Source organism: Herminiimonas sp. CN, assembly GCF_000622895.1.
Lineage (GTDB): Bacteria > Pseudomonadota > Gammaproteobacteria > Burkholderiales > Burkholderiaceae_D > AVCC01.
Window position 1 is genome coordinate 17,529 of the sequence record NZ_AVCC01000001.1, and the last position, 26,270, is coordinate 43,798.

General features: G+C 57.0%; 12 protein-coding genes and 1 pseudogene. 10 read left to right on the forward strand and 3 right to left on the reverse strand.

Features of this window, described 5'->3' with window-relative positions; translation table 11 throughout:
- Positions 1 to 105: 105 nt before the first annotated feature.
- Both HMCN_RS0100095 and HMCN_RS18950 read right to left on the reverse strand, forming a co-directional pair.
- Positions 106 to 8,883, reverse strand: coding sequence for a glycoside hydrolase family 94 protein (locus tag HMCN_RS0100095; RefSeq protein WP_025915451.1), 8,778 nt, complete (start codon positions 8,881 to 8,883; stop codon positions 106 to 108).
- A gap of 443 nt (positions 8,884 to 9,326) precedes the next feature.
- Positions 9,327 to 9,536 (reverse strand): hypothetical protein, encoded by a 210-nt coding sequence (locus HMCN_RS18950; RefSeq protein WP_155837265.1) that lies wholly within the window; start codon positions 9,534 to 9,536, stop codon positions 9,327 to 9,329.
- Between the two features lie 102 nt (positions 9,537 to 9,638).
- On the opposite strand from HMCN_RS18950, the gene tal reads away from it, so the two are divergent.
- The 4 genes from tal (at position 9,639) to HMCN_RS0100115 (ending at position 15,449) form a co-directional block, all read left to right on the forward strand.
- Positions 9,639 to 10,745, forward strand: coding sequence for a transaldolase (gene tal, locus HMCN_RS0100100; RefSeq protein ID WP_025915452.1), 1,107 nt, complete (start codon positions 9,639 to 9,641; stop codon positions 10,743 to 10,745).
- Positions 10,742 to 12,394 carry a glucose-6-phosphate isomerase gene (pgi, locus tag HMCN_RS0100105; RefSeq protein ID WP_025915453.1) on the forward strand — a complete coding sequence of 551 codons (1,653 nt, stop codon included), beginning with the start codon at positions 10,742 to 10,744 and terminating at the stop codon, positions 12,392 to 12,394. The genes tal and pgi overlap by 4 nt, the downstream gene beginning before the upstream one ends.
- Positions 12,394 to 14,052: a phosphoglucomutase (alpha-D-glucose-1,6-bisphosphate-dependent) gene (pgm, locus tag HMCN_RS0100110; RefSeq protein ID WP_025915454.1), complete on the forward strand. Its 1,659-nt coding sequence runs from the start codon at positions 12,394 to 12,396 to the stop codon at positions 14,050 to 14,052. Before pgi ends, pgm begins: the two co-directional genes overlap by 1 nt.
- An 89-nt stretch (positions 14,053 to 14,141) precedes the next feature.
- Positions 14,142 to 15,449, forward strand: a complete 1,308-nt coding sequence (locus HMCN_RS0100115; protein ID WP_025915455.1) for a glucoamylase family protein — start codon at positions 14,142 to 14,144, stop codon at positions 15,447 to 15,449.
- Positions 15,450 to 15,456: 7 nt separating this feature from the next.
- On the opposite strand, the gene tkt is transcribed toward HMCN_RS0100115, so the two are convergent.
- On the reverse strand, positions 15,457 to 17,526 hold the full coding sequence (tkt, locus tag HMCN_RS0100120) for a transketolase (protein WP_155837267.1): 2,070 nt from the start codon (positions 17,524 to 17,526) through the stop codon (positions 15,457 to 15,459).
- 625 nt (positions 17,527 to 18,151) lie between these two features.
- Between tkt and gnd the strand changes: the two genes are divergently transcribed.
- The 6 genes and pseudogenes from gnd to queE all read left to right on the forward strand — a co-directional run bounded on the left by gnd (position 18,152) and on the right by queE (position 26,251).
- Complete coding sequence (gene gnd / locus HMCN_RS0100125; RefSeq protein ID WP_025915457.1) at positions 18,152 to 19,174, forward strand: phosphogluconate dehydrogenase (NAD(+)-dependent, decarboxylating); 1,023 nt, start codon at positions 18,152 to 18,154, stop codon at positions 19,172 to 19,174.
- Position 19,175: 1 nt separating this feature from the next.
- The gene (zwf, locus tag HMCN_RS0100130) at positions 19,176 to 20,588 is read left to right on the forward strand and encodes a glucose-6-phosphate dehydrogenase (protein WP_025915458.1); all 1,413 of its coding nucleotides are present in this window, start codon (positions 19,176 to 19,178) and stop codon (positions 20,586 to 20,588) included.
- 166 nt (positions 20,589 to 20,754) lie between these two features.
- Positions 20,755 to 23,127: a phosphoketolase gene (locus HMCN_RS0100135; protein ID WP_025915459.1), complete on the forward strand. Its 2,373-nt coding sequence runs from the start codon at positions 20,755 to 20,757 to the stop codon at positions 23,125 to 23,127.
- Positions 23,124 to 24,173, forward strand: a pseudogene (locus HMCN_RS16940) (class I fructose-bisphosphate aldolase). The gene HMCN_RS0100135 and the pseudogene HMCN_RS16940 overlap by 4 nt, the downstream one beginning before the upstream one ends.
- 99 nt (positions 24,174 to 24,272) lie before the next feature.
- A complete protein-coding gene (gene pgl, locus HMCN_RS0100145; RefSeq protein ID WP_202962629.1) occupies positions 24,273 to 25,067 on the forward strand; it encodes a 6-phosphogluconolactonase in 795 nt (264 codons plus the stop codon).
- A gap of 548 nt (positions 25,068 to 25,615) precedes the next feature.
- A complete protein-coding gene (gene queE / locus HMCN_RS0100150; RefSeq protein ID WP_025915461.1) occupies positions 25,616 to 26,251 on the forward strand; it encodes a 7-carboxy-7-deazaguanine synthase in 636 nt (211 codons plus the stop codon).
- The last annotated feature ends 19 nt before the right edge of the window (positions 26,252 to 26,270 follow it).

Genomic DNA, 26,270 nt, shown 5'->3' on the forward strand with positions numbered 1-26,270 from the left:
TAACGGTACGTCGAAAAATTCCGATGGACAGTGGGGCGTTGATATCTGGAAAAAATCACATGCTGGGAAATTGCCTGCTTGTTTATAGTTGCCAGAAGGAGGCTATCAAAATTGGGGTGGCGTCAACACCAGTATCGCCACTGTATGCTGATGCTTATCATCAAGCAGTGGAATCGTCCCATCCATTTGTTCAATGCCGTCCAGTTTTACATTGCCCTTTGCACCAAGGACACTGCTTTGCGTCACCTCGATCCTGTACATTGTGTCGCGATACCGATAGTGCATTGCATATGTACTCCAGTCAGCCGGCAAGCACGGCATGATAGTTAGTTTGTCGCCTTCCAGCTTCAAGCCCAACAGTGATTCCACAATCAAGCGGTACATCCATCCCGCCGATCCGGTGTACCAGGTCCAGCCACCGCGGCCCACGTGCGGCGTTACCGCATACACGTCGGCAGCAATGACATAGGGTTCGACCTTGTAGGTGGCGATATCAGTGGCAGTTTTGCCGTGGTTGACCGGATTGATCATCTGCAGCAATTCCCATGCGCGCCGGCTGTCTCCCATTTTGGCAAACGCCATCGCACTCCAGATCGCCGCGTGCGTGTACTGTCCGCCGTTTTCACGTACGCCTGGAACGTAGCCGCGAATATAGCCGGGATTCAGATCGGATTTATCGAAGGGCGGATCGAGTAATTGGATGATCGAATCTGCACGCCGCACCAGTCGGCGATCGACTGCCTGCATCGCCATCCTCACACGTTCCAAATTGCCGGCGCCGGACAATACAGCCCAGCTTTGGGAAATTGAATCGATTTGACATTCGACGTTTTGTGCAGAACCAAGTGGTGTTCCGTCATCGAAATATGCCCGGCGATACCATGCGCCATCCCAACCGTTTTTCTCAATGTTCTGACGTAGCTGAGCCGCTTCGGCATGACAGCGATCCGCGAAAGTCTGGTCGTTGTGGTTTGTTGCCACTTCGGAAAAACACATCAATACTTCATAAAGAAAAAAGCCAAGCCAGATGCTTTCGCCTTGACCATGCTCGCCGACCTTGTTCATGCCATCGTTCCAATCACAGGAACCGATCAATGGGAGGCCATGCACACCGAACTTCAATCCTCGCTCAATCGCACGCACGCAATGCTCGTACAACGTCGCGATCTGCGCCGAACGGTTCGGCAGGTCATAGTAAGAATCTTCCTCCGGATTCACGGAGCGGCCCTCGATAAAGTGCGCCATCTCATTCAATACACCGGTATCTCCGGTGCTGATCACATAACGATGAACCGCAAGCGGCAGCCACAGGTAATCGTCAGAACAATGCGTGCGAACGCCACGCTCGGTCGGTGGATGCCACCAGTGCAGCACATCGCCTTCGATAAATTGATGTGCTGCACACAGCAGCAGGTGTGCGCGCATCAGTTCCGGGTGGCTGTGCACCAGTGCCATCGTGTCCTGCAACTGGTCGCGAAAGCCGAATGCGCCACCGGACTGGTAGTAACCGCTGCGCGCCCACAGACGGCAGGCAATGGTTTGGTACATCAGCCAGCCGTTGGCCAGGATATTCAGGGAATGGTCCGGGGTCTCGACCTGTACTGCGCCCAGCGTACGATCCCAGTAGGTATGCACGGCTTCCAGCGCATCCCACGCAGCAGTCGAGCCGCGCAAACGCCGCACCAGATTGCTGACATCGGTGTGGCGGGTATCTGCCATGCCGAGCATGAACACGATTTCGCGTTGCTGTCCATGGAGTAATTCGAACTGTACCTGCATTGCAGCACATGGATCGAGACCGGCACCGACCTTTCCGGATAAGCGTACACGCTTCATCGCGACGGGATTTTGCAGCGATCCGTTGCGGCCAATGAATTCATTGCGGTCGCCGCTGATGGTGCGCGACGTTGCATCGACATCGAAGAACGCAGTGCGTTCGGTGAACTCGGTGTTGTAGGGATTGCGTGCAAACAGTGCGCCGGTGGCAGGATCGGTTTCGGTGATGATATGCATCGTCGATTTTGGACCCAGGTCGCCAAGTACCCATTCGACATAACCGGTGGCGGACAGCGTGCGCATCGTGTCGGAATCGTTGCGTATGCGCAATATCGAATATTTAACCGACGCATCCAGCGCGACACACACGGTCAGTTCGGATGTTATGCCGTCCTCGGCATGTTCAAACACGCTGTAACCGAAGCCATGTCGCGTGACATAGTCACCTTCGCCGCGGCGGGGCAACGGCGTCGGCGACCAGTAGCGGCCAGTTTTTTCATCGCGCAGATAAAATACTTCGCCGCCGGTGTCGCACACCGGATCATTGTCCCAAGGCGTCAGCCGGAATTCATGTGCGTTCTCACCCCAGGTATACGCTTGCCCGCTTTCGGAAATGACGGTGCCAAATTGCGGATTGGCTATCACATTAACCCATGGCGCAGGCGTGACCTGACCGGCTGCGGTAGTGATCACGTATTCGCGCCCATCCGGCGTAAATCCACCAATGCCGTTCGACAGGATCAGATTGCGCGTGGGCAGGACATCGCCCTTGCTTATGTTCTTATTGGCGATGGCTGGTTGGAGATTGCCGGTTGCTGTCAGTCGCGGTATGCGCACGCCCCGCAGGTCGCGGCGGTTGATCTGTTCGGCCAGTGTGCCGCGGCTGTCGGTGAGGATCACCCGCGCCACCGACTGGAATAGTACACGGTCCTCATTGGAAATCTGATCGAGCAGTCGGACGAAAATGCCGCCTGGGCGATCAATCGCGTGGGCGCCGATGACCGATGCAATCAGCCCCATGATCTGTTCGTGTAAGCCATGCCGGTAACCGTTATGCTCTTCGTTCCAAATCACAAGATCGACCGCCAGCCCTTTCGAACGCCAATACGCATGCGCCTGTATCAACTGACGCACCAGTCCGATGTTTTCCTGGTTCTTGATCTGCACTAGCACGATCGGCAGGTCGCCGGAAATGGCGAAGCTCCACAAGCCGGACTGTCCGCGGTAATTGCGGAGAAGAACACTGGCCTCGGCACGCAACAGCGGATTGACAAAAATGATTGAGCTGGCCAGGCGTGCATATAGTTGCGCATCGGCTTCGCTGGCGTTCAGTTGACGCAGCACCACCTGGCTGTGGGTCCACGATAGTTCGATCACGCGATCTGCCAGATGACGGTCCTGATATGTATCTATCAGGCCGAGACAGAGTTCGCGCGATTCTCCAATGCCGGTCACCATGTCTATGATGATCGATTGTTCTGCGTCAAGCGTGATCTGATAACGGATCGCGACGATCGGATCGAGTACGGAGCCCTGGGCGCCTGTCAGCGGCGCGGGGTCGAACATCGCTTGCGGTGCAGCGATGGTATTGCCGCGACCGATGAATTGCATGCGGTCGGTTTCATACGATACGGCATTGATATCGACGCCATGCACCGCCATCAGATGGAACATCCACGGCATTTTTTCATGTATCGAACGCGGCCGACGGGTACACAGGATGGCACGGCGCAGATGCAGGATTTCGGTCTGAACGAACAGGTTGCCAAATGCTGGATGCATCGCATCTGCGGCTGCCGGTGCCAGCACCACTTCCGCATAGCTGGTGATTTCTATGGTCCGGCGCGAGCGCGAGGAATTGATAATGCGGGTACGACGCAGTTCGATATCGTCTTCCGGCGACACGACGATTTCGGTGTGCATGTCGAAATCGTTGTCGTTGCGGCGGAATTCGGCGCGGCCTTCTGAGAAAAACACTTCGTAAGTCTGTGGCTGTGCCAGTGTCGGCTGGAATGCGGTCGACCAGAAATGGCCATCCTCCATGTCGCGCACGTAACAGAACGTGCCCCAGTTGTCGCGCGTGCTGTCTTCACGCCAGCGGGTGATCGAAAGGTCGTTCCAGCGGCTGGAGCTACCACCGCCGCTGGTGACCATTACATGGTAACGACCGTTGGATAACAGCTGCACTTCCGGTGTGCGGGAGTCGGGTCGCTGCAGTACACGCATCTGCTTTCCCTGATCGGTCGATACGGTACGGATGTCGGCCAACTCGGTTGTGTTCGAATAGGTCGCAGAGGCTTTGGGCACCCGTTCATGCAGCAGCAACATTGTCGCCTGGAACAGGGGGTCGGATGCGAAACGCTTTTGCAGCGGACGGTCGAGCAGCAGATACGCCAGCGACAAGAAGCTCATGCCCTGATGATGGGTCATGAACGAGCGCACCGTCACATTGCTCTGCCCGTACGGCAGGCGTGACGATGTGTAATCGATTGCTTCATAGAATCCGAATTTGCCTTCAAAGCCTTGGGCTGACAATTGCTGCAGGTTGGCACATGCCGCTTCCGGCACCACCATCAGGGCCATCATCGATGCATACGGTGCGATTACCAGATCGTCACCGAGACCGCGCTTGAAGCCGATTCCTGGCACGCCAAATGCGCGGTATTGATAATTCAAGCTGGCATCGAAAGCGTTATAACCTGATTCTGAAATGCCCCATGGCACACCGCGCTGTGTCCCGTATTCGATCTGCCGTTCCACGGCGGAATGATAGGTCTGGTCAAGCAGGGTATTTTTAAACGTCGGCATCACCAGCAATGGCATCAGGTATTCGAACATTGACCCGTTCCACGACAATAGGATCGGTTCACCACTGGCGATAGTAAGCTGGCGTCCGAGTGCAAACCAGCTTTCCTGCGGTAGTTGTCCTTGTGCGATGGCGACGAAGGTGGTTAGCCTTGCTTCGGAAGCCAGCAGGTCATAGGAGCTGGCATCGAGGCGCCGTTCTGTGACGTTGTAACCGATCGCCAGCAGGTACGTCGCAGGGTCGTACAGGAAGCCGTATTCCATTCGTGCGAACTCTGCAGATTGCAGCGCGAGCTGGTCGATCAACAGCATGCGTTGGGTAACGTTGTGACTGCCTTCGGACACCAGTTGATTGAGGGCAGACACTTGTTGCGCATCGTTCGGATTGGTTTGGTCGGCAAGCCATTGTTTAAAAACCGGTGCCAGATTGGCATGGAGCTGAGCCAGCTGACGTAGCGTTGGTATTTCGTCCAGTGCGGGGAAGTGAGTGCGCCATTCGGCCGGTGTGGGCATCTGTGTCCAGGGCGCCAGCAAGCTGAGTTCATTCAACGCTGCATGGCACTGGCTTGCCAGCGCACGTGCCCAACCATTGAGCTGCAGATTGGGCTGTAAGGAGGGAGCAGCTTCGAGGCCTGCAAGGAAGCTCGCGGCGCTGTGGCTTAGCCGCTCTAGGCAATCGTGAGCGAGCATCAGTGTGCAAGGTGCAGACTGGCAGGTGGATTCGAGATCTTTCTCGAACTGAAGCAATGTCGCCAGCGGCGTATTACCTGCATTCTCACACAGGATTTCGTAAGTATCTCGGATGCCGGCGAAGACACGGGCAGCGAGGATCGGTGTATCGAGTAATCCGGTCAGGCCTGGCCCAAGCGTAAGCAGATGGCCGGCAAGGTTGCCGCTGTCCACCGTCGATACATACATCGGGTGCAGTGGCTCCAGGTCTTTAGTGCCGTACCAGTTGTAGAAATGCCCCTGATAACGTTCCAGAAAAGCCATGGTCTGCAAGGTCTTTTGGGACCGTTCAATCAATTGTCCGGCATGAATGTAGCCGAAATCATACGCGGCAAGATTAGCCAGCAGCGACAGGCCGATATTGGTGGGCGATGTGCGGTGCGCCACAACCGCGACCGGATGCTCCTGCACGTTGTCGATCGGAAGCCAGTTGTCTTCCGGGCCGACATAGGTTTCAAAAAATAACCACGTTTTGCGCGACAGCGATTTCAGGAACAGAGTCTGCTCATCTGATAAATGCGCGGTGCGGCGCGGGACCGGCTGGCTGATCCAATATGCAATGATGGGGGAAACCAACCACAGCAGCAGAATCGGCGCAGCCGCTCCTATTGCAATCGGATTGTCAGCGATCAGATAGGCAGCGCTGGCCAGGGCCGTCATCGGTGCGATCCACATCGATCGATAAGTGGCATACAGTCCACGGCTTGACTGCCGATTTGTCTGGCTCGATGGATTCCATTCCAGCAGTTTTCGGTGCGAGACCAATACCCGCCATTGTGTCCGGAGGATTGCATCAAGGCTGATCCAGGCTTCATACGGCATGAAGCTCAGGGACAGTGCGGCATGGATGAAGTGTTGCGTAGTCGATCGCAGCAATGTCGAAAAATGCTGATGGAACAGCATGTCGTTCGGTTTGCGCGCAAGATCTAGAATGAAGGAGCAGATCGATGGAATCAGCACGATGCCAAGTGCCGTACCGGTCCAGAACCAGGCCGCTGACAAGGATGGCGACAAGGCAGTCCAGCCTGTTAATAATAATGCCGCCAGAGCGCACGGTACGACGCTGCGGCGCAGATTGTCGAATAGCTTCCAGCGCGACAATGCCGATAGCGGATTGCGGTGGAGCACCATTTTGCCGGTGGATGAATCGCGAACGCCTGGCACCATCGGCAGCAGCCAGGAGGCGATCTGCCAGTCGCCGCGGATCCAGCGATGTTGGCGGCTGATGTCGGCGCTGTAGCAGGAGGGATATTCTTCATAAAGTTGCACATCATTCAACAGACCGGCACGTGCATAACATCCTTCCAGCAAATCATGGCTGAGAATACGGTTTTCCGGCATGCGGTCGCGCAGGGCACGTTCGAATGCGTCGACGTCGTAAATGCCTTTGCCGATGAAGGAGCCTTCACCGAATACATCCTGATAGACATCCGACACGGTGCGCGTATAGGGATCGATACCTGCTTCGCCGCCGCACAGCAGGGCATAACGCGATGCCTCGGCGCCGGGAAAGCTGACTGCCACGCGTGGCTGCAGGATGCCGTAGCCCTCGCAGATGCGCTGGCGTTGCTCGTCAAACTGCGCCCGGTTCAGCGGATGTGCCATCGTGGCCGCGAATTTGCGTGCGGCGTCGCGCGGCAATTGCGTATCGGTGTCGAGCGTGATCACATACCTGACATTGCTCAGGCCTTCGGTGTTACCAACAATCAGCGAGAACGCATCGGTCGCGCCGCCGCGCAAGAAGGCGTTGAGGTCGCCCAGTTTGCCGCGTTTTCGTTCGTAGCCCATCCAGGTTTTTTCCTGCGCGTTCCAGCGCCGCGGCCGATGCAGCAGCAGGAAATAGTCATTTTTGGCGCCGTGATATTTTTGGTTTAGTTCATCAATGTTCTTCTTTGCGCGTTCCAGCAGGATTGCATCGGCCGGTGTGGTTTCTGTTTCCGCATCGGCGAAATCGCTCAGCAGGCAAACGCGCAGATTGTCGTCGCGGTTGGCGAGAAAGCGGACCTCGAGCGCTTCAGTCAGGCTGTCAATATTTTGTGTCGTAAACAGCATCGTCGGCACAACGATGAGGGTGCGCGATTCGAGTGGAATGCCATCCGAAAAATCCATGCGGGGAAGTGGATGGGGCAGGCTGATCAAGGTGGCAAACCAGTTGACCATGGACAGCGCAAGCTGGCTGCTGGCAACCAGTGTGATCAATGCGACCAGCGCAAGCAGCCATTCATCCACGCCATCGGCACCGGCTTTGGCAACGATGGCACCGGTGGCGGCCAAGGTCAGCAACAGTATGCTGCCAAGATAGATAGTCAAGGGCGCGCTTCTGCCCGCGCGCTGCAGTGCTTCCAGCATTGGCAGCTGAAAATTTGCCGATCGTTCCAGCTCCGGAAGACCGTTGCCAATCAGGTAATAACCAATATGCGCGGTGCGCTCTTCGGCCCCGGCCTGGCTTGCAGTGGCGCTGGCGAGTCGAAATGCATTGTCGGCGACTTCCACTTCGGACAGGCGGCTATGCTTGGCAATTTTTTCCACCACATGCCGATAGTGATCGCGCGTCGCGAAATCCATTCTGGTGTAGACGCCGGCCGGGTCTTTGCGCAAAGTGTGCTCGACCACGCTCAAGGTTTCGACAAACACGCGCCAGTCCATGGCAAGGAGGAAGCGCAGGCTGCCGATACTGTTGCTGATCGATACCTGTTCGGCGGCTTGCTGTTGGGTTTCGAGCTGGATCAGATGCTCAATGGTTTGGCCAGACTCTGCCAGCCGTTGCGATAGCCAGGTTAGCGGCAGTGTCAGGCCGTGCTCTTGCAAGCGCTGCACCAGTTCTGCGACGAATGCGCTATCTATTGGCGGATCGGAGCGTGCCATGTCAGCGACCAGCAGAATCAGATTGCTTGGATCATGTTCGGCGGTCTCCGCCATTTTTTCTGCCCAGTCATATGCCAGGTTGCGGTTGCAACGGGTTGTTGCCAGACGGGTGGCGACGCGTCGCAGGTTTTCGAGCAGTGCGAGCCGCAACATGATCGGGATCGCCCACAATTCTCCGAGCTTGAGGGTGGTGACCTGCTGGTAGGCCGTGACGAAACGGGTCAAACTCTCAGGATCAACCCGGCCATCACCATGTGAAATGGTTTCCAGTGCGATGTCATATACACGCGGTTTGCCGGCGGATGCGCCGCGCAGCAAGCGTGGCAATTCCTTGCTGTAATTTTTGGGAAAATGCCGCTTGGCGGTGCAGATATGTTCTTCGATCATGTAGAAATTATCGAGGAGCCACTCCGCTGCAGGCGTCACTTGCCGGCCGGCCTTGATGGCCTCGGTCAACTGATTGCAGGCATCGATGATGACAGTTTCATTGTCGGCGAGGCGCGATAACAACTGGTCGCGCCCGCGCCCAATGCTGATCTTGTGGGCATTGGCCAGGATGCGGCCGTGTTGTTCCATTTGCAATGCGCTGAATAACTCAGCGCGCAGCGGCAATCCATCATCCGCATGCCGGCCTGAAAAATTGTTTTTCAGCAATACGCTCTTGGCTTTACGTAAATTGCCGCGCAAAAAATCACGATCAGGTTTCAATTCTGACGTTTCTTTCTATTCAGCGAATCTGGATGACCCGGATCGCCGAGGAGGCGTAGCGTTGGCGGAACTCCGATTCTGGTATTGCCGGAGATCGATAAGCTACTGGATTGATTCAGGAAAAACGGGAACGCTGCGTCTGTCTTTTGGCGTGCTGCTGAAATTAACCTTTAAACATTATCGTTTGGGCGATGGACTGGATTTTGCGTTACCGCATAGGGAAGATCTTTATCCGTTGTCTTCTTGAAGTTTCTTGAAAAACGTGCCAGGAATGCAAGTTGTACGGTGTGCGCCGCGACAGGGTCATTGCTGCCCGGTGTCGCCAGTGCAGTTCAATGGAGCCCGGATATAAAAAATATCTTCTGTGCTAGTTACTCCCATGTGTATTTATAATGCGCACATAAAAATAGGCGGTTAATGATGCGTTTTTGCACATACTCAATTTATTGCTCTTTATTATTGGCAACTGCGTATTCCGCGATGGCGCGGCTTTCGCGTTTGCCTTGTTCATCGCGGCGCGCAAGCCGACGCCGCCCCGGAAAGTTCAAAAAACACCCACAGACTTCCGTGGCGCGCCTATTTTTAGATGCGACTTGTGCAATTACTATCTTTTTGGCGCACACTGAGCGTTGTGGAATGTCGTGTTTAGCCAAGTTTTACTCAAGTGCCCGGCGCGCGTTAGTGCATAGACAGCGAAGAGTGTTCCCGTCGCTGCATGCCGCCGGTGCAAGGCGCGCCCAAACGAGGAAATCGTCATGAACGCTATTGAAGATCTTCATGAACTGGGGCAAAGCCTGTGGCTCGACAACATCACGCGTGAATTGTTGAGCAGCGGCACCTTGCAACGCTATCTGAGAGACTTTGCCATCACCGGGCTCACTTCGAATCCGACAATTTTCGATAAGGCGATTCGCAATACGTATTTTTATGATGCGGCGATTCTCGCAAAGGCCGCCGAAGAAAAGTCAGGAGAGGCGCTGTTTTTCGAACTGGCGCTGGAAGACCTGACCCGGGCCGCCGACCTGTTTCTTCCGATTCACACGGCGACGCGCGGCGTTGATGGCTGGGTTTCGCTCGAAGTGTCGCCCTTGCTGGCGAACGATGCGATTGGCACGGTGCGGGAAGCTGCGCGACTCCACGCACGCGCACAACGGGTCAATCTATTCATCAAGATTCCGGGCACGTCCGCTGGCCTCATAGCCATTGAAGAATCGATTTTCGCCGGTGTGCCGGTCAACGTCACGCTGCTATTTTCGCGCGAACAATACCTGGCAGCCGCCGATGCGTATATGCGCGGTATCGAAAGGCGGATCGCTGCGGGACTGAATCCAAAGGTCGGTTCGGTTGCTTCGATTTTCGTCAGTCGCTGGGATGTTGCCGTCAAGGATGCCGTTCCTGTAGCACTGCGCAATCAACTTGGCATCGCCATTGCACGACGCGCATATCGGGCCTATCGCAAACTATTAGTCTCGCCGCGCTGGCGCAAGCTGACAGAAGCAGGCGCTGGCGAGCAGCGCCTGCTGTGGGCGAGCACCGGCACCAAAGATCCTTTAGCACCCGATACGCTCTATCTGCAGGCGCTAGCCGCGCCCGATACCATCAACACCATCCCGGAAAAGACGTTACTTGCTTTCGCCGATCACGGCGCGGTGAGCGGCAGCATGCCGGCGGACGGCGGCGATGCCGAAAATGTTATCGCTGCCTTTGTGCAGGCGGGCGTGGACGATGCCGTGCTGGCCACCCAGTTGCAGCGGGATGGCGCCGCAGCGTTCAGCACGTCGTGGCGCGATTTGATGGCATGCATTGCAACCAAGAGTGCAAGGCTTGCAAAAGCCGAAACGGGCAGGGACGACCGGTCATGAGTTACACCAAAGCCACGCCTTACCCGCGACTTACCGAGCGGCCCGCGTGGCAGGCCTTGGCGAAGCACTACCGGCAAGTGCACGATCTGCATTTATGGCGGCTTTTTTCCGACGATCCACAGCGCGGCGAGCGCCTGACTGCTGAAGGCGCTGGTCTCTACCTCGATTACTCGAAAAATCGCGTCACCGACGAGACGATTAAGCTGCTGCTGCAGTTGGCTGGGGAATGCGGCCTGGCTGGGCGTATCGATGCCATGTTCAGCGGCCAGAAGATCAACACCAGCGAGGAAAGAGCGGTGCTCCACGTCGCCCTGCGTGCGTCGGCGAGCGAGCGGATCGAAGTCGATGGGGTGAACGTGGTGCCAGAGGTGCATGCGGTTCTCGCGCATATGGCAACGTTTTCCGACAGCGTGCGCAGCAAAAGCTGGCTGGGGCATACCGGCCGGGCCATTCGTAATGTGATCAATATCGGTATCGGCGGTTCCGATCTCGGCCCGGTCATGGCATATGAAGCGCTGCGGCATTACAGCCGGCGCGACATGACGTTTCGCTTCATTTCCAACGTCGACGGCACGGATTTCGCGGAAGCCACGCGTGATCTGGACCCGGAAGAGACGCTGTTCATCATCTGTTCCAAGACCTTCGCGACGCTTGAAACGCTAACCAATGCGCACTCTGCCCGGGCCTGGTGCCTGCGCAAGCTCAAGGACGAGCGGGCGGTGCAGCGCCATTTCGTTGCCGTATCGACAAATGCAGAAGGGGTGGAGGAGTTCGGCATTGACACCGCCAACACGTTTGGTTTCTGGGATTGGGACGGTGGACGTTATTCGATGGAATCGGCGATCGGGCTATCGACCATGCTTGCCATCGGGGCGGAAAATTTTTATGCCATGCTGTCCGGCTTTCATGCGATGGATACGCATTTCCGGAGTACCCCGTTCGACCGGAACCTGCCGGTGCTGATGGGCTTGCTGGCGGTCTGGAACAATGATTTTCTGGGTGCAAATACGGTCGCAGTGTTGCCTTATGAACACTACCTGAAGCGTTTCCCTGCGTATCTGCAGCAGTTGGCGATGGAAAGCAACGGTAAACACGTCACCCTGGAAGGTGCCCAAGCCGAGGTGCCGACTGGACCGATCTACTGGGGCGAGCCAGGCACCAATGGCCAGCACTCATTCTATCAATTGATCCATCAGGGAACCGCACTCGTGCCCTGCGACTTTATCGGTTTTTGCCAGTCGCTCAATCCAATGGGCCGCCATCACGATTTGCTGCTGGCCAACTTGTTCGCACAGACCGAAGCGCTGGCATTCGGCAAGACAAAAGAGCAAATTGCGGCCGAAGGCACGCCGTCCTGGCTGGTGCCGCATCGTGTGTGCGAGGGCAATCGTCCGACCAATACCATTCTCGCTGAACGCCTGACCCCGGGCACGCTTGGACAACTGGTTGCACTGTATGAACATAGTGTTTTTACGCAGGGAGCGATCTGGAATATCGATTCCTTCGATCAGTGGGGCGTCGAACTCGGCAAGGTTTTGGCGCAACGCATCATTCCTGAACTGGAAAGTGCGGATGAGCCCAAGCTTGGGCACGACAGTTCAACCAATGCATTGATCCGGCGCTACCGACGCCTGCGAAAAGAGCCATGATGAAAATCAGCCTATTGGCCGGAAAACCGGCCCCACCTGAAATACTGGTGGATGTGCCCAGACTCATTACGGCTTACTACACGGATATGCCAGATCTGTCGGTACCCGGGCAGCGTGTGATATTCGGTACCTCGGGCCATCGCGGCTCTTCATTCGAGGCCAGCTTTAATGAATGGCACGTACTCGCCATAAGCCAGGCCATTTGCGAGTATCGGGCCAGACAGGGCATCAATGGCCCGTTGTTCATGGGAATTGACACGCACGCATTGTCGGCACCCGCTTGCGCCAGCGCGCTAGAAGTGTTGGCCGCCAACGGCGTGAACGTCATGCTTGCGCCGCACGACGAATACACGCCGACGCCCGCGATTTCGCTCGCCATACTCATGCATAATCGCGCCCGCACTACCGGTTTGGCCGATGGCATCGTCATCACGCCTTCGCACAATCCGCCCGATAACGGTGGATACAAGTACAACCCGCCGCACGGCGGGCCGGCTGGTACCGGCGTGACGGTCTGGATTGAGGCAAAAGCCAACGAATTTCTGAAAAATGGCCTGAATGACGTCAAGAGAATGTCCTACCAGCAGGCGCTATGCGCGGACACCACGCACCGCTACGACTATCTGGATGCATACGTGCGTCAACTCGACCGGATTATCGATATGGCAGCGATTCGCAGCGCCACTATCCGTCTTGGGGTGGATCCGCTCGGCGGTGCCGGTGTGCACTACTGGGTGCGGATAGGCGAACGCTACGATCTGAACCTGTGCGTGATCAGCGACGAAGTCGACCCGACATTCCGGTTCATGACTGTCGACTGGGATGGCCGCATTCGCATGGATCCGTCATCGTCCTATGCAATGCAGCGTCTTATCGGGTTGAAGGATCGCTACGATATTGCATTCGCATGCGATACCGATCACGACCGGCATGGCATCGTTACCCCAGGTGCCGGTTTGGTGCGTCCCAATCACTATCTTTCCGTTGCAATTGATTATCTGTTCCAGAACCGGCCGCAATGGTCCAAAGAGGCAGGTGTGGGGAAAACCGTCGTCAGTAGCCAAATGATCGATTGCGTGTGCGCACGACTGGGTCGGAAACTGTATGAGGTTCCGGTCGGCTTCAAGTGGTTTGCAGCTGGTTTGCGCGACGGTTCCTTGGGTTTCTGCGGTGAAGAAAGTGCGGGTGCATCATTTTTGCGTATCGACGGTTCGGTCTGGACTACAGATAAAGACGGACTGGTCCCGGCCTTGCTTGCGGCGGAGATCACAGCGCGCAGCGGGCGCGATCCGGGCGAGATCTATCGCGAACTTTCACGGGAATGCGGCGATCCTGTCGCTGACCGAGTCGATGCGCCCGCCACGCCGGCGCAAAAGAAAATGTTGTCGAAGCTCTCGCAGCAGCAGGTGCAATGCAGCGAGCTTGCCGGCGAAAAAATTCAGAGTGTTCTCACTAAAGCGCCTGGGAACGGCGCCTCGATCGGGGGAGTGAAGGTTTCCACCGACGGCGGCTGGTTTGCGGCGCGCCCATCCGGAACGGAAGATGTTTACAAAATTTATGCAGAGAGCTTTCATGGGGAAGATCATTTGCGCCGCATCATGAAAGAAGCGCAGGCGATTGTGGATGCCGTGCTTGCTCAAGGGAAAGACGGCCAGTAATCGCCGTCTGAAGAAAGCAGAGCGGGAAACGCATAACGGGATCGCAGCATAAAAATCGTCGGATTTGTTTTTTAACTCGGAAATACAACGTGCGTAAAAAAAAACTGACCACCGAAGCCGAGTTGAGCATGCTCCAACGGGAATCCTTCAGTTATTTCATGCATGAGACCAATCCGGCAAACGGTCTGGTGATCGACAAGACCGCGCCGAATTGGCCGGCCAGCGTCGCTGCGGTGGGTCTCGCGCTGGCAGCGTACCCGGTTGCGCTGGAACGCGGTTTCATCTCGCGTGCTGTAGCTGTCGAGCGTGTGCTGACGACGTTGCGATTTTTCTGGAATAGTCCGCAGGGACCCGAGGCCGACGCCACCGGATACAAGGGGTTTTACTACCATTTTCTGGATATGCAAACGGGCCTGCGTGCCTGGAATTGCGAACTTTCGACGATTGATAGTGCCTTTTTTCTGGCCGGTGCCTTGATGGCGGGCAGATATTTCGGAGCGACGACGGCGGACGAGACTGAAATCCGCACATTGGCCGATGCGCTCTATCTGCGCGCCGATTGGCCCTGGGCGCAGGCGAACGGTGTAGCGGTGTCGCTCGGATGGAAGCCTGAGAGCGGTTTCCTGTCCTATCGCTGGAAGGGATATGACGAAGCACTGTTGCTTTATATCATCGGCCTCGGCTCGCCTTCGCATCCATTGCCCCCAAGCTGTTACGAGGCGTGGGTCTCGGGCTACCAATGGGAGCACAGCTACGGTATCGATTATCTCTACGCCGGCGCATTATTCACACATCAGCTTTCGCATATCTGGGTGGATTTTCGTGGGATACAGGACGCGTTCATGCGCACCAAAGCCATCGACTATTTCGAGAACAGCCGCCGTGCGACGATGGTTCAGCAACGCTATGCGATTGACAATCCGCACGGCTTCGCGGGTTATTGCGACTGTTGCTGGGGCGTTACTGCAAGCGACGGCCCTGGTCCTGCGATTCTTGAGATTGACGGCGTCAAGCGTGAATTTTTCGATTACGTGGCGCGCGGCGTGCCACATGGTCCCGACGATGGCACTGTCGCACCGTGGGTGGTGGTGGCGTCACTGCCATTCGCGCCGGAAATCGTGCTGCCGGCCATCGACTATTTTGTCTACCAGCTCGATTTGAAAGGCGAGCATCCGTATGGTTTCAAAGCAACCTACAACGCCACCTATCCGAGCAAAAAACGTAATCCGTACGGTTGGGTATCGCGCTGGCATTTTGGCATTAATCAAGGACCGATCATCCTGATGGTCGAGAACTATCGTAGCGGATTGCCGTGGCGCCTTATGCGAGACTGCCCTTACATCGCAGATGGTTTGCGGCGGGCCGATTTTACCGGCGGCTGGCTGAGTAAAGGCTGAAATGCCTCTATCCGCGCAGCAAAGCAATGGCGCGCTGGCAAACATTTTCAACCGTAAAGCCGTATTCACGCAGCACTATCGCGCCGCTCGCCGACGCTCCAAAACCGTCGACTGCGAGCACATCGCCACGCTCTCCCACATAACGATGCCATCCTTGCGCCACGCCGGTCTCGACCGCGAGTCGGATGCCTAGCGCCGGCGGCAACACCGCATCGCGATATTCCTGCGACTGCTGCTCGAACAGCTCCCAGCTCGGCATCGAGACGATGCGCGCCTGAATATCCTGTGCCAGTAGTTGATGTTGTGCAGACACGATCAGCGGGACTTCCGAGCCGCTGGCAATCAGGATCATTTCCGGTTTGCCGTTCGGGGCTTCTGCCAGAGTGTAAGCACCGCGCTGCAAGCCACTGGCGTCGGCAAATTGCGCACGATCGAGGGTGGGGACATCCTGCCGCGTCAACACCAGCGCCACCGGCCGTTCGCATGTTTCGACCGCAACGCGCCAGGCGACTGCTGTTTCGTTAGCATCGGCCGGTCGAATCACGATCAGGCGTGGCACAGCGCGAAGGCTGGCGAGCTGCTCTACCGGCTGATGGGTGGCGCCATCCTCACCCAGCGCTATGCTGTCGTGAGTGAAAACATAGACCACATGCAGACCCATCAAGGCGGCAAGCCGGATAGACGGACGCATGTAATCGGAAAAAACTAAAAAAGTCGCACCGAATGGCAAGGTGCCGCCATGCGCGGCCATGCCGTTGATGATCGCGCCCATCGCATGCTCGCGTACGCCAAAGTGCAGATTGCGACCGGAGGGGCGCCAGCCGCCGCCGTCGGAGCCTTGCCGGTCGCTGGCGGCAGTCTCTGCTGGCTGGAAATCTCCCCATCCCGCCAGCGCGGTATGGGTAGACGGGTCCAAGTCCGCCGAGCCGCCGATGAGTGCAGGCAAATGCGGTGCGATGGCATTCATGATTTTGCCCGATGCAACGCGCGTGGCCATGCCTTTGGTATCGGCCGGAAACTGCGGGATGTCTTTATCCCAACCGGAGGGCGGGGCGTCGCTGCGCATCAGCTGCAGCAACTCCAGCCCGAGTGCCGGAAATTGCGTTTTGTAGGCAGAAAATTTATCGAGCCATTCCCTCTCGCCTTGCGCGCCACGCCCGACCGTTTCAAGGAAGTGCACGCGTGCCGGTTCGGGAATGTAAAACATCGGTTCCACTGGCCAGCCGAGGTTGCGCTTGGTCAAACGCAGCTCTTCCACTCCGAGCGGCGAACCATGCGCTTCAAACGAGTCCTGTTTATTAGGCGAGCCATACCCAAGATGCGTACGCACCAAAATCAGCGAAGGCCGCCTTGTTTCAGCCCGAGCCGCATCCAGCGCCAGCCCGATCGCTGTCAGGTCATTACCGTCGTCCAGCGACTGAGTATGCCAACCATAGGCCTCGAAACGGCCCGACTGATCCTCGGTAAAAGTCATGTCGGTGCTGGCGGAAAGCGTGGTGTGATTGTCGTCGTACAGGTAAATGAGCTTGCCCAATTGCAGATGGCCCGCCAGCGACGCAGCTTCCGATGCGACGCCTTCCATCAGGTCGCCGTCGCTCACGATGCCGTAGGTAAAATGGTTGATCACATCAAAGCCATCGCGGTTGTAGCGTGCAGCAAGATTCATTTCAGCCATCGCCATACCCACGCCATTGCCAAAACCTTGGCCCAGCGGCCCCGTTGTCACCTCTACGCCCGGCGTCAGGCCGCGTTCCGGATGGCCGGGCGTGATGCTGGCCCATTGGCGAAATTGCTGGAGTTGCTGGAGCGGCAGCGCATAACCGGTGAGGTGGAGCAGGCTGTACAGCAATGCCGAACCATGTCCGGCTGAGAGCACAAAGCGATCGCGGTCGAACCAGTGCGGATTGGCAGCATGGTGCTTGAGAAAACGTGTCCACAGTACGTAGGCCATCGATGCCGCACCTAATGGTAAGCCAGGGTGGCCGCTATTGGCTTGCTGCACCGCATCGACCGATAGAAAACGCAGCGTGTTGACGCATAACGCATCCAGAGCGGAGGCGGGAAGCGGAGTATCCATGTCATAACTCCTCAATCAAGATAGTCGATCGTAAAAGACGAGATCAACATTTTCCGGCGGACGCAACAGCCAGTTGCCGGTGCCGACTGCGGGACAGCGGGCGACCCATGTTTCGTCATAGAAATAAAATTCTTATCAGGACTTACGCAAAATACGGCTGTTTAAGTAGTGCAAGCCTGCACTACTGGGATTGCGTAAGTCCTATAAGTTCTACTTATGTGCTCAATGGTGTGCCGTCAGTCGCACGGATCGCGAATTGTCGTTTCTGCAACTGTAGTTGAGCATCTGTTGAATGCATAACCTAATTTTTCCGACAACGCGCGTAAATCGCACTCTTGTTTGTGATTCGACAAAGTGCACTATAAGGAACATGCAAATATCGCAATATTATTCTAGGCATGTCTTGAAATAAAATCGCAATGCGTTAGCAAAAGTGTTTTCACCTGCCATTGCTTTTACGCATTTTCGACAATTCGAACTGTCCATTGCCGGAAGCTTATTTATTGCCGAATGAGAATAGTCATTTTTTGGTCAAGAGCAAGGGCGCCGGATACTGAATCAGCGACAGCAGCATTCGGTCTGGTTCAGCGCACATGGTGTAGATCGATAAAAAAGGAAATTCCAGGTGAATCTGGGGATGATCGGATTAGGGCGTATGGGAGCCAGTTTGGTGCGGCGCTTGACCAGGAATGGCCACAAGTGCGTCGTCTACGATGTGAACCCAGCCATCACCAAAAAAATCGCAGGTCACGGCATTCGAGGTTCCGGTTCAATCGAAGAGTTGGTCGCGAAGCTGACCAAGCCTCGCATAGTCTGGGTGATGGTTCCCGCTGGCGTAGTCGGTGCGACCGTCGAGGAGCTGGCTTCCCATATGGAGGCCGGAGATATCATCATCGACGGCGGCAATAGTTATTACCGGGATGATCTTTTGAGAGCGGAGACGCTCAAGCCAAGAGGGATACATTATGTCGATTGCGGCACCAGCGGCGGGGTATTAGGGCTCGATCGCGGTTACTGCCTGATGGTCGGCGGAGCGGCGCAGATCGTTAAGTATCTGGACCCAATTTTCAAGAGTATCGCGCCCGGGGTAGAGGCTGCGCCGCGAACTCCAGGCAGGAAGGGCACTGCTGGCGCTGCCGAGCATGGGTATCTGCATTGCGGCCCGACCGGGGCCGGACATTTTGTGAAGATGGTTCACAACGGCATCGAGTATGGCGTCATGGCGGCGTATGCCGAAGGATTGAATATCTTGGAAGGCGCCAACGCCGGCATGCGCGCTGGCGATGTGAACGCCGAAACGGCGCCGTTACGAAATCCTGAGTTTTACCAATATGACCTGGATCTGCCCCAAATCGCAGAAGTCTGGCGCCGCGGCAGCGTGATCGGGTCCTGGTTGCTGGATCTGACGGCTGCGGCACTTCTGCAGGATCCGCATCTGAAGAGTTATGCTGGCCGGGTGTCGGATTCCGGCGAAGGGCGCTGGACGATCGCAGCTGCAATCGATGAAGCGGTGCCGGCCCCTGTTCTCAGTGCCGCGCTCTACGAACGGTTCAGTTCGCGTGGCGACGCGGATTTTGCCAATCGCTTGTTATCTGCAATGCGCAAGCAGTTTGGCGGACACGACGAAAAGGAAATCGGGAAAGGCTGAGATGAACCAGACAGATGGCAGGGCACAATCGGATGCGCTGGTCCTGTTCGGCGTGACCGGCGACCTGGCATACAAGAAAATTTTCCCTGCGCTCTATGCGCTGGCAAGGCGGGGAGCTCTCAACGTCCCGCTGGTTGGCATCGCTTCCTGTCCAATCAGTCTGGCGCAATTGCGCCAGCGCGCCGGGGCAGCCATAAAAAGTGCAGGAAAAATCGATGACAAGCCAGCTTTGCGCCATCTGCTCTCACTTCTTCGCTATGTTAACGGCGACTACAACGACCCGGCTACCTTCATCGCTCTCAAGGAGGCGCTGGGTGGCGCCCGGCGGCCGGCGCACTACCTCGCCATCCCGCCTGCGCTGTTCGCAACGGTGATTAATGGGCTCGGCACCGCCGGCCTGGCAGATCAGGCGCGCGTCATCGTTGAAAAGCCCTTCGGCCGCGACCTGGCCTCGGCGCGCAAGCTCAACCGCGATGCGCGGCGGATATTCCCGGAAGACGCAATCTTCCGCATCGATCATTACCTCGGGAAAGAGGCGATCATGAACATCCTCTATTTCCGTTTTGCCAATTCTTTCCTGGAGCCGATCTGGAACCGCAACTACGTGGCTAGCGTTCAGATAACCCTTGCTGAAGATTTTGGCATTAATGGCCGGGGTGCCTTCTACGAAAGTGCCGGCTGCCTGCGCGACGTTATTCAGAACCATTTGTTCCAGATCGTTGCGCTGCTTGCCATGGAGCCGCCAGCGTATCAGGGCTTTGGCGCCGTCCACAGCGAGAAGGCCAAGGTATTTCAGGCCATGCGACCGCTGCATCCTGACGATGTGGTGCGCGGGCAGTATATTGGTTATCGGAAAGAATCGGGCGTGGGAAGTGAGTCCGATGTCGAGACCTTCTGCGCGCTGCGGCTGTCAATCGACTCCTGGCGCTGGAATGGCGTGCCGTGGTACTTGCGTTCCGGCAAATGTCTGGCTGTGACTGCCGCCGAGGTCCTGGTCGAGTTAAAGCCGCCGCCGCAAAAGCTTTTCGACGATTCAACGCCGGTGACCGGGCGGGCCAATTATTTGCGCTTCCGGCTCGCGCCTGACTCGGCAGTTGCTTTGGCTGCCCGTGTTAAGCGTGCAGGCAAGGAGTTCGTCGGCGACCAATGCGAGCTCTACCTGCTGGAGGAACAGGCGGGCCAGGAAACCCCCTATGAGCGTTTGCTGGGTGACGCCATGGCCGGAGATGGCGCTCTGTTTACGCGTGAGGACGCGGTGGAGGCAGCTTGGGCGGTGGTCGATCCCGTTCTGGCAACACACCACGTGGCTTACCGCTATAAACCTGGCAGTTGGGGGCCGAAACAAGCTGATGCGCTGATTGCGTCAGACGCGGGCTGGTACAACCCCAAGCCAGGCGGTGTTTCAGCAGGATGAATACATCAGGAAAAACCGCAAGAGGTTCACTATCAGGACTTACGCAAAACCAATATATGTGTAGGGTGCGCCATGCGCACCACAGTCAGCCGTAAATGTATTGGTGGGTGCGCATGGCGCACCCTACAGCGTAACGTGTTTGCGTAAGCCCTAAATATAAAACAACATGAAATCCAGCACACTCACACCGGAACTGCTGCATAAGATCGACGCCTACTGGCGCGCCGCCAACTATCTGTCAGTCGGGCAGATTTATCTCTTTGATAACCCATTGCTGAGACGGCCGCTGATTCTTGCAGATATCAAGCACATGCTACTGGGGCATTGGGGTACAACACCAGGCCAGAATTTCATTTACGCGCATTTGAACCGCGTCATAAAAAAATACGACCTCGACATGATTTACGTCTCTGGCCCGGGGCATGGTGGCCCGGCCGTTGTCGGTAATACCTATCTTGAAGGCACTTACAGCGAGATCTATCCCGACATCAGCCAGGATGAGGCCGGACTGCGGAAGCTCTTTCTCCAGTTCTCGTTTCCCGGTGGCATTCCGAGTCATGCGTCACCGGAGTGCCCGGGCTCGATCCACGAGGGCGGTGAACTGGGCTATTCCCTCAGCCATTCTTTCGGGGCCGTGTTCGACAATTCAGAACTCATCGTCGCCTGTGTCATCGGCGACGGCGAGGCCGAAACTGGGCCGCTGGCTACTGCCTGGCATTCCAATAAATTCCTCGATCCAGCCTCCGACGGTGCAGTGCTGCCGATCCTGCATCTGAACGGCTACAAGATTGCCAACCCGACGATCCTTGCCCGCATCACCCGCGAGGAGCTGGCGCAGTTGCTGCGCGGCTACGGCTGGGCCCCCTTGTTTGTCGAGGGTCACGAACCGGTGCTGATGCACCAAGCCATGGCCGCAGCGCTCGATATTGCAGTGCAGCAGATCAGGCAATTCCAGCAGGCCGCCCGTGTCCATGGCGACCTGAGCCGCCCGTGCTGGCCGATGATCGTTCTTAATTCGCCCAAGGGCTGGACCGGGCCGAAGGTGGTTGACGGCCGGCAGATCGAAGGCACCTTTCGAGCGCACCAAGTACCCATCGCCATCTCGCCCAGCGCGCCGGCCGCACACCTGAAGTTGCTGGAAGACTGGCTCAGGAGCTACCGGCCGGAGGAACTGTTCGACGCCCAGGGCCGCCTGCAGCCGGAACTGGCCGAACTGGCGCCCAAGGGGGCGCGACGCATGGGGGCAAATCCCCATGCCAACGGCGGCATGATGCTGCGCGACTTGCGCATGCCGGATTTCCGTGACTACGCTGCCGAAGTTCCCGCGCCGGGTGTGCGTGGCATCGGCGATACGCATGTGCTCGGGCCATTCCTGCGCGATATCGCAAGGCTGAACGATGTGCAAAGAAATTTCAGGGTATTCGGCCCGGACGAGACACTTTCCAACGGCCTGGAAGCCTTGTTTGAGGCGACTCAGCGTCAATGGGATGCCGCGATGGTACCCGGCGACGAATTTCTTGCGCCGACCGGACGCGTGATGGAAATGCTTAGCGAACACCAGTGCGAGGGCTGGCTCGAAGGTTATCTGCTCACCGGACGCCACGGGCTATTCAATTGTTATGAGGCGTTCATTCATATCATTGATTCGATGTTCAACCAGCACGCCAAATGGCTCAAGGTCACGTCGCAGTTAGCGTGGCGGCGCAAGATAGCCTCCCTGAACTACCTGCTGGCTTCGCATGTCTGGCGCCAGGATCACAATGGCTTCACGCACCAGGATCCCGGCTTCATCGATCACGTCGTCAACAAAAAGGCCGAGGTGGTGCGGGTATATCTGCCGCCCGACGCCAATTGCCTGCTGTCAGTGATGGACCATTGTCTGCGCAGCCGACATTACGTCAACGTCGTTATTGCGGGAAAACATCCGGCACCGCAGTGGTTGACGATGGATGACGCCGTCAAGCATTGCACCCAGGGCATCGGCATCTGGCAGTGGGCCAGCAACGATCAGGGCGCCGGGCCCGACGTGGTAATGGCTTGCTGCGGCGACGTGCCCACGCTGGAGACGCTCGCCGCCGTCTGCATACTGCGCAAGCATCTGCCCGATCTGAAAATCCGGGTAGTCAACGTGGTCGATCTCATGCGGCTGCAGCCACAAACCGAGCATCCGCACGGTTTGAACGATATCGATTTCGATGAAATTTTCACCCGGAACAAGCCGGTAATCTTTGCCTTTCATGGCTACCCGTGGTTGATCCACCGGCTGACTTACCGGCGTACCAACCATGACAACATCCATGTTCGCGGCTACAAGGAAGAGGGCACCATCACCACGCCCTTCGACATGACTGTGCTGAATGACCTGGACCGCTTCCATCTGGTGATGGACACCATCGACCGCCTGCCGCAGACCGGCGACTACGGCGTCTACATGAAGCAGCAGCTCAAGGACAAGCTGATCGAGCACAAGCAGTACATCGACAAATACGGTCAGGATATGCCGGAAATCCGCAACTGGAATTGGAGTGACATCAAATGAATACACAACATCTGATCGACACCGCGAGGGCGCTGGTGGCCGACGACAAAGGTTTACTGGCGATGGATGAAAGCGATCCAACCTGCAACAAACGATTTGTCGCCGTGAAGATTCCCCAGACCGAAGAGGCACGGCGTGCCTGGAGAGAATTGATTGTAACCACACCCGGCCTCAGTGAATCCATTAGTGGTGCGATTCTTTATGACGCGACGATCCGCCAGCAAAGTAAAAATGGCATGCCCTTGATTAAAGTTCTTGCCGAAGCAGGCATCATTGCCGGTATTAAAGTGGATGCGGGCGCCAAGGACATGGCGGCGCACCCCGGAGAAAAAATAACGAGGTCTGGACGGATTGCGCGATCGTCTCATGGAATATGCTCAGATGGGCGCCCGTTTTGCCAAGTGGCGCGCGGTAATTACCCTCGGCGAGGGTATCCCCAGTTACGCTTGCATCGAGGCCAACGCACATGCATTGGCGCGCTATGCCAGGAGTCTGGCTTGGTACCAATCGTCGAGCCAGAAGTGCTCATGGACGGCGAGCATTCCCTGCAGCGGTGCGGAGAAGTAACGGAGCAAGTCCTGCGTGCGGTCTTCCACCAGCTTTACCTGCAGCGGGTGAAACTGGAGGGAATGTTGCTCAAACCGAATATGGTGCTGCCCGGATTGGGCTGCAGCAAGCAAGCGACGGCTGACGAAGTCGCTGCTGCCACGATAAGTTGCTTCCTGCGAGCGGTCCCCGCTGCCGTTCCGGGGATTGCGTTCCTGTCGGGAGGTCAAACCGGCGAACTGGCCTCGGCCCGGTTGAATGCGATGAATCTTCGAGTCAAGTCTGGTTTGCCTTGGGCGTTGGGATTCTCTTTTGCGCGTGCCATCCAGCAACCCGCATTGGGAATTTGGCAAGGCGAAGAGGGCAACGTGAAAGCCGCCCAGCAGGCTTTGCTGCACCGCGCCCGATGCAACCAGGCTGCGCGTCGTGGCGAATACAACGCCGCGATGGAGCTGATGCCGCATCCCGGTTCTCCGGCCAGCACAAGCGCCGCACGCTGAAGTGCCGGTACAAATTTTTGCCCGAGCTAATCGCTTTGGCTCTGACTTTTTCGAGCAGGGCTTGGATGCATCAGTGATGGGTCTTGATCCGCTGAAAAAATGAAAGATAAAATCGTTCCTTCGGCTTCCGGCGTGATTATCCCGGCGTGCGAAAGCATGGTGGATAGCACGCGCCGGCTGATGCCTTCTGCCGACATAGGCCTGTGCCGCTGGCATGAATTTTCAGATGAGCGGCAGTTGCAACAAGCGGCAACCAAAATCATTCTTGGCAGCGCGGCACAAGCTATTCATGAACGTGGTCAATTTCATCTTGTGCTTGCCGGCGGCAACACGCCGCGTGAAATTTATCGCAACTTATGTGTAGCCCAAACCGATTGGTCAGCGTGGCACATCTATTTCGGTGATGAACGCTGCCTGCCGTCGACCGACTCTGCGCGTAACTCACGCATGGCCGCGGAAGTCTGGCTGAGTCGGGTGCCGATTTCTCCCCTTCAGTTGCATGCGATACCGGCTGAATTGGGTGCATTGCAAGCAGCCAAACTGTACGCGGAAACGCTGCGAACAGTGGGTATCTTCGATTTGGTGTTGCTCGGGCTTGGGCAGGACGGCCACACGGCGAGCCTGTTTGCGGAGCATGAGTGGGGTGTGCGGGCCGGGTCGCCGGACACGCTGGCGGTGTTCAATGCGCCGCAGCCGCCGCCGCAGCGCGTATCGCTGAGTGCTGCGCGGTTAAGCCGTGCGCGGCATGTGGTATTTCTGGTCAGCGGCGCTTCCAAGCGCCGGGCGGTGGCCGAATGGCGTGCCGGCAGCGAGATTCCGGCGCGGGCGATCATGCCGGCAGCGGGCGTTGATGTGCTGGTAGAGTCGGCATTGCTCGCGCCGTTGGCTGTCTGAGCGGGAGTGCATGTGTTGGATTGCCCCGCCGTGTAACTTGCCGTCCCAAAGCCGGACGGATCAGGCGGAAGTTTTTTCCATCAATCAATAATCCTGGAAACTCCAGCCAACCGCTAATAGTAATAGATAAGCTATTGATTTAATTTATAATTGTTGAATTTAAGGCATTCGCCATTTGGGCGAGAGCGCTACCGGTACAACTGAGGCTTCTGGCAGGCTGTCGGACTGGAACTTCTAAAGTCTCGTCGGATAATCCGAAAGACTGCCGGAGCCCGGGTTTTTCTGAGTGCGCTCTATTTGTCGGACTGACGGCGCCAGCGGAGTGCCGTTTAAAATGCGTGCAATGGCGTATTTTTAGGATGATGTTTGCGGGATGTTTGTTGTGATTCTGCGTAGGACAATGCGCCGCCTGGTGCGGCCATCGTCCTTGCTTTTGGCGCAAACCGCAGCGGCGCGCTACAATTCGTGCCGCAGTGCGGAATTTCCGTTTCTGGGCCTGATCCCGCTAGTAGCGCAGCCATTTCCCTTTCTCCGGTTTACACATCGCAGTGACTTACAGCATCAAAGAAATTTTTTATACCTTGCAAGGCGAGGGTGCGCACGCCGGGCGGCCGGCGGTGTTTTGCCGCTTCAGCGGCTGCAACCTGTGGTCGGGGCGCGAGGCCGATCGCGCCGGCGCCGTATGCCGCTTCTGCGATACCGAGTTTGTCGGTACCGATGGCGAGCGAGGCGGCAAGTTTGTCGACAGCGAGACCCTGGCGTGCACCATCGACAGCCTGTGGCCGCAGGCTGGATCAGCCCATAAATACGTGGTCTTTACCGGTGGCGAACCGCTGCTGCAGCTCGATGACGCGCTGATTGCCAGCATGCACGCCCACGGATTTGCCATCGCGATCGAGACCAACGGCACCATTGCGGTGCCGGCCGGGGTGGACTGGATTTGCGTGAGTCCGAAAATGGGTGCGCCGCTGGCGGTGCGGAAAGGCAGCGAGATCAAGGTCGTGATCCCGCAGGACGGCCAGAATCTGGCCGACTATGCGGCGCTCGATTTCGAACATTTTTTCGTGCAGCCGATGGATGGACCGGACGTTGCCGCTCATACCCGGCTGGCGATCGAGACCTGCAAGCGCGATCCGCAGTGGAAGCTGAGCATACAGACCCATAAACTGTTGCAGATTCCCTGATCCTGCAGAAATAAGATGA